This is a genomic window from Amycolatopsis sp. NPDC004772, assembly GCF_053601215.1.
In genome coordinates, this window is the sequence record NZ_JBSGBK010000014.1 from 1 (window position 1) to 18,671 (window position 18,671).

Consider the following 18,671-nt stretch of genomic DNA (forward strand, 5'->3'; position numbering starts at 1 on the left):
AGGGCCCAGGTGATCGGCAGCCCGGCGGGGGTGCAGATCAGGTGCAGGCGCAGGCCCCAGAAGAACCGTGAATGCGACGAGCAGTAGCCGTAGCCTGCCCAGCCGGCCAGCTCGGAGCGTTTGGCGGTTTCGCGGGAGCGGCCGCACTCGACTGGGGTGGAGTCCACGATCCAGGTCGTGTCGGTCCACAGGTCGGTGTCGAGGGCGAGCATGCGGATAACGCGTTTGAGCAGCGGGACGGCGGTGCGTGGTCGCTTGTTGTAGCCGGATTGCTGGGGCAGGTAGGGGAATGCGCCGGGCAGGGTGGCGGGGCAGGAACCGCAGCCAGCGGGCCTCGGACCGGATGCCGAGCAAGGGCTGGGCCACGGCGAGGGTGATCAGTTCGGCGTCGGTCAGCCGTGGTGGGCGTCCGGTCCGGGCGGGCCTGCCCAGATGGTCGTCGATCTTGACGTAGAGTGCGGTGAGAAGGGTGTTCAGATCGGTCGTCACAAACTGATCTTGAACACCCTTCGCCCGTCTCCAGACACCACCCGGCCTTAGGACTTACTCGTCTAGGGGCGGAGATCGCCGTGCAGTCGGCCGATCTGGAACGCGGTCCCGCGCACGGTTCCGTTGATGGTGTTCGTGGTGCTGCCCGGCGGTGGCGGCGGCGGAACGTCGGCCTCGGCCGGTTCCTCCTCGTGGCGGCCGAGGCCGTGGCGCAGGAGGTCCCCGCTCGGGTTCGGGATGTAGAGGTGGACCGTGCCGCGGTACTCCTTGATCCGGACGTCCGCCGGCACGAGCTTCGACGCGGGCAGCGTCGCGTACCGGCTGGCCAGCACGTCTTCGAAGACCCGCTGGGACAGCGCCACCGCGAGGAACGTCTCGTCGGGATCGGAGCGTTCCAGCACCGCGCGCACCGGGGCGGCGTCGAGCAGCCGGTGCGTCGTGATCACGGTGCTGCCGATGGCGGCCGCCGACGTCGTCCCCGGCGCCGGTTCGAGGATCGGGCCGACGTTCAGGGCGGCCCGCATCCGCAGGCGCACCGACCGGGCGACCGACCGCAGGCGCGCGTCCCGCTCGGCGAGCACGGCCTGGAGCTCGTCGAAGAACCGCGTCACCACGGCGGGCAGGAACCGCGGGTCGAAGCCGAGCCCGTAGCCGTCCCCGGTGCCGTGCGGGAACAGCGCGGTCTCCCACACGTCCCGCAGCCCGGCGCGGGCGAACGCCTGGGAGAGCACGTCGGGGATGGCGGCGGACACCATCGCCTGGGTGGCGCCGGGATTGCTGCCGAACCCCTTGGTGTCGACCACCAGCAGGGCGCGGTACGGCGGGAGCTCGTCGACGGTCAAGGCCGGGCCTTCCTGGTTGCCGGTGGCCCTTGGTTCTGACGGACTGCGGATCCCTGATCCTCGTACGTTCGAGGTAATTCCTCCGGCTTCCCGTGCCGTCACGTGCCGGCGACAGGTACACAGAGAAGTTCGAGTCTGGGTGGGAGTTTCTCGGATGACGTCTCGAACCGGTGCCGCCTCACCATCCGAAGTCCACAACCACATCGTCGGTGGCGCGGCCGGGGTGGTGCTCCAGGCCGGGACGATCACCGGTGACGTCTGGGTCGCCGGTCCGCGGTCGCCGCACCCGGTGCCGCGGCAGCTGCCACCGGCGCCGTCGCACTTCACGAGCCGGGCCGACGAACTCGTGGCCCTGGACGAGGTCGCCGCACCGGAATCCGGCGGATTGCCCCCGCTCGCCGTGCTGATCGGGCCGGGCGGCGTCGGCAAGACCGCGCTCGCCGTCACCTGGGGCAGCCGGCACGCGGAGCGCTATCCCGACGGCCAGCTCTACGCCGACCTGCGGGGGTTCTCGGCGGGGACTGCGGTCCTGCCGGACGAGGCGCTCGGGGCGTTCCTGCGCGCGCTGGGAGTGCAGCCCGAGCGCGTGCCGCCCGACCTGGCCGAGCAGGCGGCGCTGTTCCGGACGATGACTGCGGGCCGGCGGCTGCTGGTCCTCTTGGACAACGCCCGTTCGGCGGCCCAGGTCCGGCCGCTGATCCCCGCGTCGGCCGGCTGCGCGGTGGTGGTGACCAGCCGCCTGCGGCTGGACGGACTGGTGTCCGAAGGCGCTCGGTTCGTCGACGTGACGCCGCTTTCCCACCCGCACGCGGTGGAGCTGGTGGTCAGCGCGGTGGGCCGGGCCCGGGTCGCCGGCGAGCTCGACGACGTCGCCGAGCTGGCTTCGCTCTGCGGACGGCTGCCGATCGCGCTGCGCGTGGCGGCTGCCCGGCTGGCGTCCCGGCCCCGGTGGCAGGTGGCGCGGGTGGTGGCCGAGCTGGGTGACGAGCGATCGCGGCTGAGGCGGCTGTCGGCGGAGGGCGACGCCCCGGTGGCGGCGCTGTTCGACTGGTCGTACCGGGCACTGCCGGACACGGCCGCGAAGCTGTACCGGCTGCTGGGCGAGTTCCCGGGCCCCTCGTTCGGCCCCGGTGCCGCGGCGGCGGCGACCGAGCTGCCCGACGCCGCCGACGGACTCCAGCTGCTGGTCGACGCGAGCCTCCTGGAAGAGGTCGACGATCTGAGGTACCGCTTCCACGACCTCGTCCGGCTGCACGCCCGTGCCCAGCGCGACGACGACCGCCCCGAGGTGGTGCCGCGGGTGGCGACCTGGTACCTGCACGAGGTGACCCGGGCGAACCTGGTCGTCATCCCGCTCCGCTGGCGGATCAGCCCGGTGTGCGAGCAATACCGCAACACCCCGCCCGCGTTCGGCTCGGGCCGGGCCGCGCTCGAGTGGCTCGACGAGCAGCTGCCGAACGTCCTGGCGGTGCTCGAGGAGGCGGACGCCCAGCGGCACGACGAGGTGGTCTGGCAGCTGTGCGAGGCGTTGTGGGAGTTGTTCCTGGGGCAGTCGGACAGCGTGTTGGAAGACGCGGAGTCGCGCTGCCGTGCCGGGCCCCGGATGTGGCAAACCCCGGCGGACCTTGATCAGGTCCGCCGGGGTGGAGGGAAGGTCCTCAGAGGTGGCGCAGGAGCCCCTGCCAGGCTGCCGGGGGTATCGAGAGCCAGGCGCCGGGGTGCTTCGAGTCCCGGATGAGGACGTGTTCGCGGGTCCGAGCTACCTCGACGCACTTCTCCGGGTCGGTACCGGTGCTGCTGGCCGAACTCTTCACCCAGGTCAAGCCGGGGTCGATCTCGATCGAAGGCCCGTCCTGTTCGACCACGTGCGTCCCCTCGGTTTTCGACGGGCGCGTTCCGGCAGGCCGGGTACGGCATCGAGAGCCGGAACGTCGCGTAGGCGTCCGTTCAGGTTAACTGCGGAACGTGACGGTTCGACACCGCCGAGAGCAGGATAACGCACCTCCGGTTGCGCGGTTGACCCTTGATTCACGGTCAGATAAGAGACAATTCCTGGACATCCGCTTGCTCCGGATTTGCTTGGTGGCAAAGGGATCAGCCGATCACGCGCGCTGCTGCACGTGCACCTGAAGTGCGCAAATGACCGTGCCGGCGAATCGCTTTCACTGCCGCCCGGAAAAATAGGGTCAGAACTCCAGCTGCTCGGTCTTCCGCGGCATCAGCAGCAACGCCCCCACCGACAGCACGGCCACGGCCAGCAGCCCCAGGAACACGTAGTGCGTCGCATCGGCAAGGGCCCCACGCACGAAGACGGCCGCCGGCGAATCGGCTTCGTGCCCGCCCAGCACCAGGCTCGTCGCGTCCACCGAAGGTGGCAGCGGGCCCACTCCCGGCGGCGGCGAAGCGAACCGCGATGCCAGCGTCGCGTTCGCGATCGCCCCGAACACCGCCGCTCCGACCGCGCTGCCCAGTGAGCGGCTGAACAGGTTCGTCGCCGTCACCACGCCGCGGCGATCCCAGCCCACCACCGACTGGATCGCCACCAGTGTCGGGCTCGCCGCCAGCCCCAGCCCGATCCCGAGGACGAACGCCGCGAACGCCGCGGCCCACAGGGAAGAACCCGCGCCCAGCAGGGCCACCAGGACGCCGCCGGCGATGATGAACACGCTGCCGATCAACGCCGTGTCGCGGAAGCCGATGCGCAGGTAGATCTTGCCCGCCAGGGACGCCGAAATCGGCCAGCCCACCGTCAGCGCCGCCACCGCGAAGCCCGCCACCAGCGCCCCCGCGCCGAGCACCCCCTGCGCGTACGTCGGCAGGTACGACGTCAGTCCCATCAGGACCGCGCCCACCACCACCGCCACCAGGTTGCCGCCGACCAGGACCCGCCGGGTGAACACCCACAGCGGCAGCACCGGCTCCGCCGCGCGCTTCTCCACCAGCACGAACGTCACCAGCAGGACCACGCCCGCGACGAAGATCGCCACGCTCGGCACCGAACCCCACGCCCACGCGACGCCGCCCTCGAGCAGGCCGAGGATGATCAGGGAACAGCCGATGGTGAGCAGGCCCGCGCCGAGGTAGTCGACCTTGTGCGGCTTGCGCTCCACCCGCTCGGCGAAGCCGCGGAACAGCATCAGCGCCGCGATCGCGCCGAGGGGCAGGTTGATGAAGAAGATCCAGCGCCAGTCCAGGTACTCGGCGAACAGGCCGCCGAGCGTCGGGCCGACCACCGAAGCCGCGCCCCAGACGCTGGCCACGTAGCCCTGCACCCGGGCGCGTTCCGTCACCGTGTACAGGTCGCCGATGATCGTCATCGACATCGGCTGGATCGCGCCGGCGCCGATGCCCTGGACCGCGCGGGCGGCGATCAGCACCGGCATGCTCCACGCGGCGCCGCACAGCACCGAGCCGACCAGGAACGCCGCAATGCCGAAGAACATCACCGGACGGCGGCCGAGGACGTCGGCGAACTTGCCGTAGAGCGGCACCGTCACGGCCTGGGTGAGCAGGTAGATCGAGAACAGCCACGGGAACTGCGCGAACCCGCCGAGGTCGCGGACCACCGACGGGACGGCGGTCGCGATGATCGTGCTGTCCAGCGCGACCAGCGCCGTGCTGAGCATGACCGCGATCAGCACCGGGCCGCGTTCGGACCGGAAGCCGACTCCCGTGGTGGCGGCGGACGTCGTCATCGGCGGGGTGCTCCTCGGGACGGTCATGACCGGAGTCAACTGCTTTGCAGTCCTAAGCATTCCATCCCGGCGGTACCGGCCCCAGCGGATTTCCGGACGCCCGTGGCGGAAGATGGTCGGGATGAGCGACTGGATCCGGCCGATCGGGCGGGGCTGGGTGGTCCGCGACGCGGTCCCCGGCCCCGACGTCGACGAGTTCGCCGAGCCCGAGCGGGTGATCGCCGCGCTGGCCGCGCCCGGCGTCGCGGACAGCCTGCTGGCCGTGCAGCACCCGGCGCGCACGCCCGCCGCCCTGGCGCGCGGTCTCGACCTGGCGGCCGCCGTCCCGGTCGCCCGCGCCGTGCTCGAACGGCTGCGGAAGCGGTTCTACCGGCCGGTGCAGGACATCGTCGCGCCCTACCGGGTCGAAGGGCCGGACGGCGTGGCGCTCGGCCTGCTCTGCCTGGTCGACCCGGCGGCGGTGACCGACGACGGCGCCGCGCGCGTCCGCCACACCGAGGACGTCTACCCCGACGTCGTCGCCGAACGGGCCGCCGTGCTCGCCGGCCTGGGCTGCGCGACCAGCGCGGCGCTGCTCGTCCCGGCCGCCGGCGGCCCGGAGCTGACCGAGCAGGTCGAACAGGCCTGCGCCGGCCTCGGCCTGCCCGATCTGTCCACTTCTGACGCGGCCGGGCGGCGGCACGACCTCTGGGTGGTGCCGGACGGACCGCTGCAGAGCCGCCTGCTGGCCGCGGTGGCCGGCACGGACCTGCTGGTCGCGGACGGCAACCACCGGGTGGCCGCCGCGGCGGCGGCCGGCCACGGCGCGCTGCTCGCCCTGGTCACCGCGGGACCGGCGCTGCGGATCGGCGCGATCCACCGCGTCCTCACCGGCACCGGCCTCGGCCCGGAGGACCTGGTGACGCGCTGGTGCGCGGCCGGCCTGGACGTCCGCTACGACGAACACGCCGTGCCCGTCACCGGCGAGGTGGTCGTGCGCGCGGGCGGGGCCGTGCTGCGGGTGCCGCTCCCGGCCCCGGACGGCCCCTGGCCGGTGATCGACCACGAGCTCGTCGAACAGGTCCTGTTCGCCCGCGCGCTCGGCATCGACCCGGACGGGCCGTGCGTCCGCCCGCTCCCGGCGGGCCGCCCGCTGCCGCCGGACGCGGACGCGGTGGTGCTGGTGGCCCCGGTGGGGTACGCCGACGTCCTCGCCGTGCACGCGGCCGGCCGCCGGATGCCGCGGAAGGCCACCTACTTCACGCCGAAGCCGCGCAGCGGGCTCGTCCTGGCGGAGCTTTAGCGGGCGTCCCACCAGTTCAGGACCCGGGTGGCGAACAGCGTCAGCCACTTCGACGGCTGCCCGGCCGGGACGTCCACGTCGAACCACACCCGGCCGGGATCCGTCCGCCGCTGCAGCCACGTCCCGTCCGGCTGCCGGGCCGCGCGGATCAGCTCGATCGCCTCGGCCAGCCGCGGGTCCGGGCGGCCGGCGTCGCGGAAGTAAGAAGCCGCGTTGAGGACGTCGTAGCGCCAGCGGAACGGGTAGCCGAACTCCGTGACCCACGGGCCGATCGGCTCACCCGTGGACAGGCGGCGGACCAGGCCGCGCTCCAGCAGGTATTCCTCGCCCGCGAGACGGGCCGCCCGGGAATCCGCGGTGCCGCCGGTCGCCGCCTCGTGGGCGAGCAGGCCCTTGAGCGCGTTGAGCGTCGAGTGGACCGACGAGCGCGTCGAGCCCTCGACCCACGCGCAGTTCCAGCCGCCGTCGGGGAGCCGGTGCTCGGCGAACCACCTCGCGATGCCTTCGACGTCCGCACCGAGCCACACCCCGTTGGCCAGCGTCCAGGCGTTGATGCAGCAGTCGACTTCGCCGTCCCAGTACGGCAGGTCGTCGTACTCCCAGCGGCAGTTCCGGGCCAGCCGCTCGGCCGTACCACGCAGGACGGCGCCGTCGAGGCCCCATTCGCGCAGGGCGTTCAACGACCACGTCGTCGCCGTCCACGGCTGCGGTTCGTCGTCGGGGAAGCCCGCCGGGAAGAACGCCCCGCCCGCCCACTGGCCGTCGGCGTCCTGCAGTTCGAGGAGCCGCGCGCCGAAGCCTTCGACGGCGACCCGCGCCCGCGTCGCTTCCCAGACCGACGGCGGTTCGCCCGCCAGGTCGCGCTCCACCTGCCAGCGCAGGGCCGGGTCGGCGTCGCGCAACCACGCGAGCAGGTCCACTACGCCCCCGTGACGCCGTCGATGGCCTCGCGCAGGAAGTCCGCGTGGCCGTTGTGCCGGGCGTACTCGTGGATCATGTGCAGCATCACCAGCCGCAGCGAGACGTCCTCGCCCCAGCGCGGCTGGTGGCCGGTGACGTCCAGGGACTCCGCCGCTTCTTCTATCTTGCGCGATTGCTCGACCTCGGCCTGCCACGCCTCGAAGGCTTCCGCGCGCGTCGAGGAACTCGCGTCGTAGGCGGCTTGGAAGTCCCCTTCGGCCGACCAGCGCAGCGGGAGGTCCTCGGCGTTGATCACCCGCCGGAACCAGGTGCGCTCGACCTCGGCCATGTGCCGGACCAGGCCGAGCAGCGACAACGTGGACGGCGGGCTCGACGCGCGGCGGAGGTCCTCGTCGGACAGTCCGTCGCACTTCATCGCGAGGGTGGCGCGGTGGAAGTCGAGGAAGGTGCGGAGCATCTCGCGCTCGCCCCCGGTCAGGGGCGGTGCGGGGCGTTCGAAGGTCACGCGGGAGTGTCTATCACGCCTTGAAATGTCGTACCCGTGTTTTAAGCTCGCGCTCGTGGACTTGCCCGTCATGCCGCCGGTGCGGCCGATGCTCGCGAAAGCGGTGCACGAGGTACCCCGTGCCCCGGGGCTGCTCTACGAGCCCAAGTGGGACGGTTTCCGCTGCGTCGTATTCCGCGACGGCGACGAGATCGAGCTCGGCTCCCGCAACGACCGCCCGCTGACTCGCTACTTCCCGGAGCTGGTGGAGCTGCTGGCCGCCGCGCTGCCGCCCCGCTGCGTCGTCGACGGCGAGATCGTGGTGGTCACGCCGGCCGGGCTCGACTTCGAGACGTTGATGCTGCGGCTGCACCCGGCGGCTTCGCGTGTGCGCAAACTCGCCGAGGAGACGCCGGCCAGCTTCATCGCCTTCGACCTGCTGGCCCTCGGCGACACCGACTTCACCGAGCAGCCCTTCCGCGAGCGGCGCAAACAGCTCGAGAGCATCTTGGGCAACACCGCCGAAGGGCTGCAACGCGTCCACCTGACCCCGCTGAGCGAGGACCCGGCGCAGGCCGAAGACTGGTTCACCCGGTTCGAGGGCGCGGGCTTCGACGGCGTCGTGGCCAAGCCCGGCGACCTGCCGTACGAGCAGGACAAGCGCGTCATGCTGAAGGTCAAGCACGAGCGCACGGCCGACTGCGTCGTCACCGGGTTCCGCTGGCACAAGGACGGCGCCGGCGTCGGCTCGCTGCTGCTCGGCCTGTTCGACGACGAGGGCGTCCTGCACCACGTCGGGGTGGCCAGCAGTTTCACCAAGGCCCGGCGGGCCGAGCTGGTCGAGGAACTGGCGCCGCTGCGGGAAAACGCGCTCGAAGGCCATCCATGGCGCACCTGGGCCGAGGACGAGCCGCAGCCCGGCCGCCAGCCGGGCGCGAACAGCCGGTGGGCGCCGCAGAAGGACCTCTCGTGGGAGCCGCTGCGGCCGGACTGGGTGGCCGAAGTCCGGTACGAGCACCTGCAGGGCGGCCGGTTCCGGCACGGCGGGCGGCTGGTCCGGTTCCGGCCCGATCGCACGCCGGAGTCCTGCACGTACGCCCAGCTCGACGAGGCACCGCCCGCCGAGCTCGCGAAGCTGTTCGGGGAGGCGCGATGAGCGGGGCGGTGCTGATCGACGCCGACGGCGTCGAGGTCAAGATCAGCAGTCCGGACAGGGTCTACTTCCCGGAGCGCGGCGAGACGAAGCTCGACCTCGTCGAGTACTACCGGGCGGTGTCCGGGCCGCTGCTGGCCCGGCTCGGCGGGCGCCCGCTGCTGCTGGAGCGCTACCCGGACGGCGCCGGCGGCAAGAACTGGTTCCAGAAACGCGTCCCCAAGGGCGCGCCGCCGTGGCTGACCACCACCGTCGTCTCGACCCCGAACGGCACGACCAGCGACGCGCTGGTGGCGAAGGACCTGGCCCACATCCTCTGGGCGGTGAACCTCGGCTGCCTCGGCTTCCACGTCTGGCCGTACCTCGCCGACACACCCGAGGTCACCGACGAGCTGCGCGTCGACCTCGACCCGTCGCCCGGCATCGGCTTCGACCAGCTGCGCGAAGCCGCGGTGCTGACCAGGGAATTCCTGGCCGAAAACGGCATCGAGGGGCACCTGAAGACGTCGGGCTCGCGCGGGTTGCACCTGTACGTGATGCTCGAGCCGCGCTGGGACAGCTTCCAGGTGCGGGCGGCCGCGGTCGCCCTGGCGCGGGCCCTCGAACGCCGGCACCCGGAGAAGATCACCGCGCAGTGGTGGAAGGAAGAACGCGGCACGCGCGTGTTCGTCGACTTCAACCAGAATGCCCCGCACAAGACGGTGTTCGGCACGTGGTGCGTGCGCCCGCGGGTCGGCGGCCAGGTGTCGACGCCGATCGGCTGGGACGAACTGGACACCGTCGAGCCGGGCACGCTGACGCTGAGCACCGTGCCCGCCCGGCTGGCCGAGCGCGGCGATCCGTGGGCGGGCGCGGGGGAGCGGCCGCAGTCGATCGAGCCGCTGCTGGAGATGTCCGAGCGGGACATGGCGGCCGGGCTGATGGACGCGCCGTGGCCGCCGGTGTACCCGAAGATGCCCAACGAGCCGCCGCGGGTGGCGCCGAGCCGGGCGAAGAAGACGTGATCACGGCGGCCCGACGCGCGGGTGGAGCTGGCTCCACGCGGTGAGCGCGACCAGTGCGGTCAGCCCGAACACGGCCCCGGATCCGAGGCTCGCGGCCGCCGCGCCGGCCAGCGGTGAGGCCACGGTCTGGCCGACGCCGAGCCCGGCGAACGACCAGGTGATGCCCCGGGCGGGCCGGTCGGGGGAGAGGCGGGCCGCCCAGAGGATGCAGAGCCCGGTCAGCGCCATGTAGGTGCCGCCGAACAGGGCGCTGGAAAGCAGGGCGAGGGACACCCCCGGGTCGGGCAGGGCGAGGAGGGCGAGGCCCGCGGTGGCGAGGGTCCACGTCACGACGTTGACCGTCCGCAGGCCCACGCGCCCGGCCGCCCGTCCCGCCAGGCCGCCGAAGAGCCCGGCCCCGGCGATCGTCGCCCAGCACCAGGTCGCGGCCACCGGGCTCAGCCCGGTTTCGGCGAGCCGGGAGGTGGAGAACGTCCAGTACGGCGCGCTCGTCACGCCGATGAGCGCCGAGTTGGCCACGAGCGGGACCATCCCGCGGACCGGCCCGGAGCCGGTGGGCACGCCGGGGGAGCGGGGCAACGTCCGCCGGGCGAGCAGCGTCACCGCCACGCCGAGCGCGGCGAACGCCGACCAGATCACCGGCCAGCCGAAGGCCAGCAGAGGAGTGAACGCCGACGCGGCCAGCCCCAGGCCGGTGCCGGTATTGGCCCAGGTCTGCGCCCGGTCGCGGGTGCGCGTCCCGACCGTCTCGCCGATCAGCTGCGCGACGCCCGGCGACACTAGTCCCGCGCCGGCCCCCGCGACGGTGATCCCGGCGCCGAACACCACGACGTGCGGGGCCAGTGCCATGAGCGCGAGCCCGGCCGTCGCCGACGTCGCGGCCAGCAGGACGGTCCCGCGTGCCGACCGCGCGGACGTTCTCGGCGCCAGCAGCAAGCCGAGGCCGTACCCCGCGGTCGAAAGGCCACCGAGGACACCGACGCCGACCGTGGTCAGCCCGAACGTCTCGCTGAACCGCGGCACGAAGGGGCCGTAGGCGTAGCGCGCGAACCCGTAGCAGAGGGCGATCACGACCGCGCCGACCGCGGCCGTGGAGGCCCAGCTGTCCGTCTTCGTCTCCGTCGCCATCTCCTCCACCAAACAGACAGGTCTGTCTGGTGTCAAGTGGTGCTAGGATCACCGCAGGTAAATGTCCATACCGAGCTGTTCGGAGGAAAACCGTGGCCCGAACCCGTCCCGGCGACGCGGGCGCGAAGGTGCTCGCGGCCGCGTCGGCGCTGTTCTACCGCGACGGCATCCACGCCGTGGGTGTCGACACGGTGGCCGCCGAAGCCGGGGTGACGAAGGCGGCCCTCTACGGCAACTTCGGGTCCAAGAGCCGGCTCGTCGTCGCGTACCTGCGGGAACGCGATCGGCGGTGGCAGGAGGAGATCGACCGGATCACCGCCGCGCACACCGATCCGCGCGAGCGGGTGCTGGCGGTGTTCGACGCCTACGAAGCCTGGCTTTCCCGCGACGGCTACCGCGGCTGCGCCTTCCTGAACGCGACCTCGGAATTCCCGGACCCCGCCGACCCGGTCCGCGAAGTGGTCCGCCACCACAAGACCGGGTTGCACAGCTACCTGCGGGCGCAGCTCCGGAGCGACGAAGGCGAGCTGGCCGACGAGCTGATGCTCCTGCTGGAAGGAGCCACGGTCACCGCGGTGGTCGCCCAGAGCTCGCGGCCGTTCGGCACCGCGAAGCGGCTCGCGCGGACGCTGATCGCCTAGACCGGCAGGTCGAGGGTGAGCTGGCCGCGGTCCTCGCCGACGCCGGACAGCGTCGCGACGCACGCCGGGCACGGCGTGAGCTCGGACGTGGTCAGGTCGACGGGTTTCCAGCTGCGGGACTCGCGCGCCCCGCACGCCGAGCGCCGGTAGCGGAGGTCGCCGGAGCGAGTCATCAGGTGGGCCAGGGGGACGTCTTCGGGCAGCACGCCGACCAGGTACCAGCGTGGTGCGCTCACCGCGGTGGTCGTCATGGCGGTCAGTGTCCGTCGCGGTGGCCGCGGCGGCGGCGCATTTGCCGATCTTCGGCGTGGCGGGACGCTCAGGCCTGGCCGGGCAGGTACCGCAGGATGTGCAGCAGGCCGCGTTCGTCCACGGTGTCCGGGTCGTCGGCCACGCAGCGGCCCAGGTCGGCGAGCACGGCGTCGGTGTCGATGCCGGCGCCGATCAGCACCAGCTCGGTCCGCCGCGGCTCGCCCGCCGGCCAGGCCGACCGCTCCAGCTGCACGAACCCGCCGACGGTGTGCAGGTGGAAGCGCGCTTGCGGGCCGGTCGGCCCGAAGTCGGCCCGGCCCTTCATCCGGTAGAGCCCGGCCGGGCGCCGCTCGAGGAACTCGACGAAGGCGCGCGGCGCGAGCGGCGTCTCGGCGGTGAACGTGACGGTCTGGTACTCGGCGTGCAGGTGCCGGGAGTGGTCGTGGTCGTCCTCGCGCAGGTCGTCGAACGACAGCTGGCCGGCGCGCTCGCCGCGGGGTTCGGGGTCGAAGAACAGCCGCGGGTCGACCCGGCCGTGCGCGGTGACCAGCAGCGGGCGGCCCGGGGCCAGTTCTTCGACGGTCGCGGCGAGTTTCGCGAGTGCTTCGGCGGGCACCCGGTCGGCCTTGTTCAGCACCACGAGGTCGGCCAGCCGCAGGTGGTCGGCGAGTTCGGGGTGGCGTTCGCGGGCGGCCTCGAACTCGGCGGCGTCGACGACCTCGGCCAGCCCGCCGTGGCGGATGTCCGGGTTCTCGCTGGCGATCATCAGCCGGATGAGGTCGCGGGGCTCGGCGATGCCGCTGGCTTCGACGACGATGACGTCGATGCCGGCTTCGGCGCCGGACAGCTTCGCGAGCATCGCGTCCAGCCCGCTCGCGTCGACCGCGCAGCACAGGCAGCCGTTGCCGAGGGAGACCATCGTGTCGACCTGGCCGGCGACCGCGAGCGCGTCGACGTTCACCTGGCCGAAGTCGTTGACCACGACGCCGACCCGGGCGCCCTCGCGGTTGGCGAGCAGGTGGTTGAGCAACGTCGTCTTGCCCGCGCCGAGGAACCCGGCGACCAGGACCACGGGGATGCGCCTGACGGTCACGAAAACTCTCCCTCCGCCGCCGATCACCGCGACTCTAACGCGGGCGCGCGTACCCGGGTGGCCGCCCCTGGTGAAGGCCGTTCGCCGATTGCCCACGAAAAGACGAACGCGGGTCGCCGATAAAGGATCACGCGGGTTTTGCGGCCGGGGGTGATCGATTGACCGGAAATGCGCTGTGCCATGTCCGAATAACGCTTGGTAGCAGTTATTTTTTCAGCCGGACCTCGTGTGCGCTGGAATGGGCGGGATCGCCGGGACGGCGTTCCCGAGTGGCGGAGCCCGTGCCGCGAAACGTGGGGTATCCTCCCCCGCCTGGCCGGAGTTCCCAGGGCAGTGGGACTTCCGGCCGGCAGTGTCGTCGGCGACCCTCGGAGGAACGGTGAACCTTTTCGTCGGGCTGCAGATCGCGATTTCGGAGAGTGGGGAACCGCGGTGACCGTTACACCCGAGCGGGTGACGGCCTCGTTGCCGCTCTACCCGCAGCGCGTCTCGGAGGAGCAGAGTGTCAATTCCGCGGAAGCGGAGGAATTCCTGGACCGGATGTTCGCCGAAGGCGCCGCGGAACCGGGCGAGCGGTTCGAGGACCGGCTGGCGCAGGTGCGCGCGGAAATCCTGGAAACCGGCACGTACCGGCACACGCCCGCCGAGCTGGCGTACGGCGCGCGGGTCGCGTGGCGCAACTCGGCGCGCTGCATCGGCCGGCTGTACTGGCGCAGCCTGCGGATCCGGGACCGCCGCCGGGTCACCGACCCCGCCGCGATCGCCGGCGAGTGCGTCGCGCACCTCCGCCAGGCGACCCGGGGCGGGCGGATCCGGCCGACGGTCACCGTCTTCGCGCCGGACACGCCGGGCGCACCGGGCCCGCGCATCCACAACGAGCAGCTGATCCGCTACGCCGGGTACCGCTTCGAAGACGGCTCGGTCCTCGGCGACCCGCGGTACGCCGAGTTCACCGAGCAGGTGCGAAGACTCGGCTGGCGGCCGCCGGAGCGAAGGGGTTCCTTCGACGTCCTGCCGCTGCTGATCGAGGCCGTGCCCGGCGAACCGCGGCTGTTCACGCTGCCACCGGACGCCGTCCTGGAGGTCCCGCTGACCCACCCCGACCACCGCTGGTTCGCCGGGCTCGGGCTGCGCTGGCACGCCGTGCCGGCGATCAGCAACATGCCCCTGGAGATCGGCGGCGTCACCTATTCCGCGGCGCCGTTCAACGGCTGGTACCTCGGCACCGAGGTCGGGGCCCGCAACCTCGCCGACGAGCAGCGCTACGACCTGCTGCCGGTCATCGCGGAGCTGATGGGCCTGGACACCGCGTCCGAGCGCACGCTGTGGCGCGACCGCGCGCTGGTGGAGCTGACGCTGGCGGTGCAGCACTCCTTCGACGCGGCCGGCGTCACGATGGCCGACCACCACACCGAGTCGCACCGGTTCCTGTCGCACCTGGAACGCGAGGAGCGGGCCGGGCGCCGGTGCCCCGCGGAGTGGAGCTGGATCGTGCCACCGATTTCCGGCGGGCAGACCGCGGTTTTCCACCGCTACTACGACGAACCGGACCCGTCGGAGCGACCCGCGTTCCTGCCGCCGCCGTGAGAACCGCGGAGAGTAGCGTGGAAGCGCCCGTTCGGCGGATCGTGCGCGACCCACGGGGCACTCCGGTCCGCGAAGGCCGACAATGGACCGCATGACCGCAGTCCTCGTCGCCTACGCCGGGCGTCACGGCGGAACCCGGCAGATCGCCGAGGTCGTCGCCGCCGAGCTCGGCGCCGCGGGCCTGACCGTCGACGTGCGCGACGCCGCCGACGTCGCGGGCGTCGAGCACTACGCCGCGGTCATCGTCGGGAGCGCGCTGTACTACCACCGGTGGCGGCCGGAAGCCGTCCGGCTGCTGGAACGCAACGCCCGGGCGCTCGCCGAACGTCCGGTGTGGTTGTTCCACAGCGGACCGTGCGGCCCCGGCGCGGCCACGCACCAGGTCAGCCTGCCGGCGAACGTGGCCCTGCTGGCCGCGCGCATCGACGCGGAGCGCACGGCCACCTTCGGCGGCCGGCTGGACCCGGCGACCGTGCACGGGCTGATCCCGAAGCTGCTGGCTTCGGGCCGGCGCGCCGGCGACTTCCGCGACTGGGACCGGATCAAGGCCTGGGCCCGGGACGTCGGCCGCCGGGTCCGCACCCGCGTCTCGCTCTGATCCCCTTGCCCGCCCGGGGTGGTGGGTGCTAGACCGAACCCGAGGTCTTCCGGTGGGAAACCGACGGAACGGGGCGGACGTGACGGATCGGAAAGCGCTTACCGCGGACCAGCGCAACAGTTTCCTCGCCGCACTGCTCGGCTGGAGCATGGACTCGTTCGACTACTTCCTGGTCGTGTTCGTCCTGGCGGACATCGCGAAGGACAAGTCGTTCGGCGCGACGGCCACGCAGCTGGCGTTCATCACGACGGCGACGCTGGTGATGCGCCCGGTCGGCGCCCTCCTGTTCGGCCTGTGGGCCGACCGGGTGGGCCGCCGCATCCCGCTGATGGCCGACGTCGTGCTGTACTCGGTGGCCGGCCTGCTGTGCGCGTTCGCCCCGAACTACGCGGTGCTGCTGGTGCTGCGGTTCGTCTACGGCATCGGCATGGGCGGCGAGTGGGGCCTGGGCGCGGCGCTGGCGATGGAGAAGATCCCGGCCGAGCGCCGCGGCTTCTTCTCGGGGCTGCTGCAGGTCGGCTATTCGATCGGCTACCTGCTGGCGGCGCTGGCGTACCTGCTCTTCCACTCCGCGCTGGGGCTGCAGTGGCGCTGGATCTTCGTGCTGAGCATCTTCCCGGCGCTGATCAGCCTGCTGATCCGCGCGCGCGTCCGCGAGTCGGAGGTGTGGGAGACCGCACGCGAGAAGCTGAAGGTGACGCGGACGTCGGTGAAGGACATCCTGCTGAACCCCAAGGTGATCCGCCGCTTCGGCTACCTGATCCTGCTGATGACGGCGTTCAACTGGATGAGCCACGGAACCCAGGACGTCTACCCGAGCTTCCTGAAGGCCCACGACAACGGCGGCGCGGGCTTGAGCGCGGCGGCGAGCACGTGGATAGCCGTGCTGTACAACATCGGAGCCATCATCGGCGGCCTGACATTCGGGACGCTGTCGGAGAAGCTGGGCCGCCGCCGCACCATCGTGGCGGCGGCGGTGCTGGGCCTCCCGGTGATCCCGATCTTCGCGGTCGACCACGGAGCTGGGATGCTGGCACTGGGCTCGTTCCTGATGCAGATCATGGTCCAGGGGGCGTGGGGAGTGATCCCGGCGCACCTGACGGAGATGTCCCCGGACGCCATCCGCGGCTTCTACCCGGGGGTGACGTACCAGCTGGGCAACCTCTTGGCGGCGTTGAACCTGCCGATCCAGCAGGCGATCGCGGAGTCCCACGGGTACCCGTCGGCTCTGGTGTGGACGGTGGTCCCGGGGCTGATCGCGGTGGCCGTGCTGACGGCGATCGGGAAGGAGGCGAAGGGGATCAAGTTCGGCGAGTCCGCGGTGGCGACGGCGCCGGCGGGCTCGAAGTGAACTCGGAGTTCACGGCTCCCCGTCGACGAAGGTGGCGAGCAGTTCGGCCGGCCCGACGCGTCGCCGTTCGATGGCGTATTGGTGCAGGGCGGGGATCAGCCCAGGCTTTTTGTGCTGGGCGAGGATCTCCGCGAAGGCCCGAAGGTCGTCGATGTTCCCAGCATCGATCGCTTCCCGTGCGAGTACGAGGAACTTGGCCAGGTAGTCCTCGCCCAGGAGTACCGCCGCGACCGTGGCTATCACCCGCTCCCGACCGGGTGTCAGCGGGTCTCTCAAGGCGTGCGCGATGCTCTCGAACATCCCGAGGCCGGCGAACCACTCGATGACCGTTTCGATACCCCCTTCGACTTCCCTTCGGGTGGCGTGCTCCAGAAGCGCCGGAATGTGCGAAGGATCGAGTTCTGTGGTCAGAAGGGTGACGAAGACGACTTCGCGCCGACCGGTTTCGATCGAACGGGTCACCAGGTCGAGGAGGACCTCAGGGCTGAGGTACCGCGACGCCGTCGTCAGCACGACGAGGAGTGCTTGGGTTTCGCCGCTGTCGATGGTGAAGGTGGCGAGATCGTGGAAAAGGTTCGGATCACCGCTGTCGGCCAAGGAGGTGGTCAGGGAGAGAAGGGCGCGTGCATCGCCGGTTTCCACTGCGTGTTTCGCGAGTTCGACGACGTCGTCGAACTGGTTGTTGAAGGAGAACCCCATCGTGACCCGAAGCGTGGCAGCCGGGTCGTCGGACCGTGCTGCCGCGCGGAACATGTTCTTGACCTCGGAGAACCGCCCCATTTTGCCGATCGTGACCGCGAGCAGTCCCTCCGCCAGGATGTCTCCGGCCTGAAAGGCGCGTCTGAAGGACTTTTCGGCCACGTCGAAGCGGCCGGCCCGATAGGCGCCGGCGCCCAGCTCGGCGATATTCCGGTCCGTGCTGAGGGAAAACAGCGTTTCCCAGGTCCGGTCCGGAATCGGCGAGTCACCAAGCGGGCTGTCGCCCTCCTGCGCCTGGTCCACCAGGTAGTCCGAAACGAGAAATGCCCCGTCGGTCCGAGGCTGCAGGCACGAACTGGCGCCCAATACCGGCCGAGCCGCCCAGTCGAGGCCTTCGTGGACCGGCGGGAGATCGGGGCGGTCGCACCACGGCGGGGAGAGGTAGCCGTGGTACAACTCCGCGAGGGTGGCGCTCGGAACGGCTTCGACGTACCCCGCCCGCCGGCAGTCGACAGCTGCGCTGATCAATGCCTGCCCGACGTAGAACAACGGACTGTCGCCGATCGACCAACGCTGCAGCATGGGCGTTCCCGCCGCAAGGTATTCGGCGAACCCCTCGGCCGCCTCGAGCGCCCGGCCGATGCGCGGATCACCCTCCTGCAGTCGCCTTGCCTGTTCTTGCTCGGTGTCGGTCAGCCGCTGGTCGATGGTGAGCAGGTGGCTCGGCGGGATGCTCGCGATCAGGTCCGCCGCCGCTCTGTTGATGACGCCATCGGCGGTGCGGTAGCCGGCGAGCTCGTGGTCGCGAATGGTCGCGACCACGCACACCGGCGAGCCCGCGGGAGCGAGCCGCTGCAGCAGGCCCACGTCGAGGCCGCCGGGCACAAGGAACCGTTCGAGGTCGTCGAGCCACACAACGGTGTCGGTGAGCTCCTGCCCGGACTCGACGATCTCCCGCAGCGCCGGGCCGTCGACCGGGATGAGCAGCTGATGAGACGGACGCAGGCGCCGCACGGCCTCGGCCGCTGTGCGGCTCTTGCCCGCGGCGGCGCGGCCGTGCAGCAGCACCAGGCCGCCGCTCGCGATCGCCCACTCCAGGTCCTCGTCCCGGTCTCGGGGCACGTACCGGGGAAGGTCCCGGTCGTCGGACGTGTCCACCGCCCGCTTGACCCGTAACGCCAGCAACGACACGTCGGTGACGTGAGGCACCCGGTCGCCGGCGAGGTGCAGAGCCCGGCCCACGAAGACGCTGGGCGGGACCGCAGGCTCTCGGCGTTTCCGAAGCTCGACCACGGCGAAACCAACGCCCGCGAGCGCGGCGACCCAGCTCAGTGCTTCAAGCACGTTGCGAAAAGCGCCCCCGTCCGCGACCAGCCAGCTCAGCCATCCAGACCACAGTGCCACGAGAAGCAGGACCGGCACGACGACGGCCAAGGCACGGCGAACCCAGCG

The 18,671-nt window shown here is 71.7% G+C and carries 17 protein-coding genes and 1 pseudogene; 8 read left to right on the forward strand and 10 right to left on the reverse strand.

Going from position 1 to position 18,671, the window contains the following annotated elements; all coding sequences use genetic code 11:
* A pseudogene (locus tag ACWEF6_RS11570) lies at window positions 1-489 on the reverse strand (IS982 family transposase); the annotation flags it as partial.
* 62 nt (window positions 490-551) lie between these two features.
* Complete coding sequence (locus ACWEF6_RS11575) at window positions 552-1,331, reverse strand: hypothetical protein (RefSeq protein ID WP_449682852.1); 780 nt, start codon at window positions 1,329-1,331, stop codon at window positions 552-554.
* Window positions 1,332-1,485: 154 nt separating this feature from the next.
* On the opposite strand from ACWEF6_RS11575, the gene ACWEF6_RS11580 reads away from it, so the two are divergent.
* Window positions 1,486-3,069 carry a hypothetical protein gene (locus tag ACWEF6_RS11580; protein ID WP_449682853.1) on the forward strand — a complete coding sequence of 528 codons (1,584 nt, stop codon included), beginning with the start codon at window positions 1,486-1,488 and terminating at the stop codon, window positions 3,067-3,069.
* On the opposite strand, the gene ACWEF6_RS11585 is transcribed toward ACWEF6_RS11580, so the two are convergent.
* Window positions 2,990-3,196, reverse strand: a complete 207-nt coding sequence (locus ACWEF6_RS11585) for a DUF397 domain-containing protein (protein WP_449682854.1) — start codon at window positions 3,194-3,196, stop codon at window positions 2,990-2,992. The genes ACWEF6_RS11580 and ACWEF6_RS11585 overlap by 80 nt on opposite strands.
* 321 nt (window positions 3,197-3,517) lie before the next feature.
* Window positions 3,518-5,026 (reverse strand): MDR family MFS transporter, encoded by a 1,509-nt coding sequence (locus tag ACWEF6_RS11590; RefSeq protein WP_449682977.1) that lies wholly within the window; start codon window positions 5,024-5,026, stop codon window positions 3,518-3,520.
* Between the two features lie 121 nt (window positions 5,027-5,147).
* On the opposite strand from ACWEF6_RS11590, the gene ACWEF6_RS11595 reads away from it, so the two are divergent.
* Window positions 5,148-6,308, forward strand: a complete 1,161-nt coding sequence (locus ACWEF6_RS11595; protein ID WP_449682855.1) for a DUF1015 family protein — start codon at window positions 5,148-5,150, stop codon at window positions 6,306-6,308.
* Here the strand turns inward: ACWEF6_RS11595 and ACWEF6_RS11600 are convergent.
* On the reverse strand, window positions 6,305-7,228 hold the full coding sequence (locus ACWEF6_RS11600) for a squalene cyclase (RefSeq protein ID WP_449682856.1): 924 nt from the start codon (window positions 7,226-7,228) through the stop codon (window positions 6,305-6,307). The two genes, ACWEF6_RS11595 and ACWEF6_RS11600, sit on opposite strands and share 4 nt — an antisense overlap.
* A complete protein-coding gene (locus ACWEF6_RS11605; protein WP_449682857.1) occupies window positions 7,228-7,734 on the reverse strand; it encodes a DinB family protein in 507 nt (168 codons plus the stop codon). The genes ACWEF6_RS11600 and ACWEF6_RS11605 overlap by 1 nt, the downstream gene beginning before the upstream one ends.
* A 55-nt stretch (window positions 7,735-7,789) precedes the next feature.
* On the opposite strand from ACWEF6_RS11605, the gene ACWEF6_RS11610 reads away from it, so the two are divergent.
* The gene (locus ACWEF6_RS11610) at window positions 7,790-8,869 is read left to right on the forward strand and encodes an ATP-dependent DNA ligase (protein WP_449682858.1); all 1,080 of its coding nucleotides are present in this window, start codon (window positions 7,790-7,792) and stop codon (window positions 8,867-8,869) included.
* Complete coding sequence (ligD, locus tag ACWEF6_RS11615) at window positions 8,866-9,870, forward strand: non-homologous end-joining DNA ligase (protein ID WP_449682859.1); 1,005 nt, start codon at window positions 8,866-8,868, stop codon at window positions 9,868-9,870. The genes ACWEF6_RS11610 and ligD overlap by 4 nt, the downstream gene beginning before the upstream one ends.
* Here the strand turns inward: ligD and ACWEF6_RS11620 are convergent, their stop codons facing one another.
* Window positions 9,871-10,998 carry an MFS transporter gene (locus ACWEF6_RS11620; RefSeq protein WP_449682860.1) on the reverse strand — a complete coding sequence of 376 codons (1,128 nt, stop codon included), beginning with the start codon at window positions 10,996-10,998 and terminating at the stop codon, window positions 9,871-9,873.
* 92 nt (window positions 10,999-11,090) lie between these two features.
* On the opposite strand from ACWEF6_RS11620, the gene ACWEF6_RS11625 reads away from it, so the two are divergent.
* Window positions 11,091-11,639: a TetR/AcrR family transcriptional regulator gene (locus ACWEF6_RS11625; RefSeq protein ID WP_449682861.1), complete on the forward strand. Its 549-nt coding sequence runs from the start codon at window positions 11,091-11,093 to the stop codon at window positions 11,637-11,639.
* Here the strand turns inward: ACWEF6_RS11625 and ACWEF6_RS11630 are convergent.
* On the reverse strand, window positions 11,636-11,890 hold the full coding sequence (locus tag ACWEF6_RS11630) for a hypothetical protein (RefSeq protein ID WP_449682862.1): 255 nt from the start codon (window positions 11,888-11,890) through the stop codon (window positions 11,636-11,638). The genes ACWEF6_RS11625 and ACWEF6_RS11630 overlap by 4 nt on opposite strands.
* 68 nt (window positions 11,891-11,958) lie before the next feature.
* A complete protein-coding gene (locus ACWEF6_RS11635; protein ID WP_449682863.1) occupies window positions 11,959-12,984 on the reverse strand; it encodes a CobW family GTP-binding protein in 1,026 nt (341 codons plus the stop codon).
* 453 nt (window positions 12,985-13,437) lie between these two features.
* Here ACWEF6_RS11635 and ACWEF6_RS11640 point away from each other — a divergent pair, with 453 nt between their 5' ends.
* From ACWEF6_RS11640 to ACWEF6_RS11650, 3 genes are all read left to right on the forward strand, one after another.
* Window positions 13,438-14,571 carry a nitric oxide synthase oxygenase gene (locus tag ACWEF6_RS11640; RefSeq protein ID WP_449682978.1) on the forward strand — a complete coding sequence of 378 codons (1,134 nt, stop codon included), beginning with the start codon at window positions 13,438-13,440 and terminating at the stop codon, window positions 14,569-14,571.
* Between the two features lie 91 nt (window positions 14,572-14,662).
* Complete coding sequence (locus tag ACWEF6_RS11645; RefSeq protein ID WP_449682864.1) at window positions 14,663-15,169, forward strand: flavodoxin domain-containing protein; 507 nt, start codon at window positions 14,663-14,665, stop codon at window positions 15,167-15,169.
* A 79-nt stretch (window positions 15,170-15,248) separates the two neighbouring features.
* Window positions 15,249-16,520: an MFS transporter gene (locus ACWEF6_RS11650; RefSeq protein WP_449682865.1), complete on the forward strand. Its 1,272-nt coding sequence runs from the start codon at window positions 15,249-15,251 to the stop codon at window positions 16,518-16,520.
* Window positions 16,521-16,529: 9 nt separating this feature from the next.
* Here ACWEF6_RS11650 and ACWEF6_RS11655 read toward each other — a convergent pair whose 3' ends face one another.
* Entirely contained in the window at window positions 16,530-18,653 is a 2,124-nt protein-coding gene (locus tag ACWEF6_RS11655; protein ID WP_449682866.1) for a hypothetical protein, read from the reverse strand.
* Window positions 18,654-18,671 lie beyond the last annotated feature (18 nt).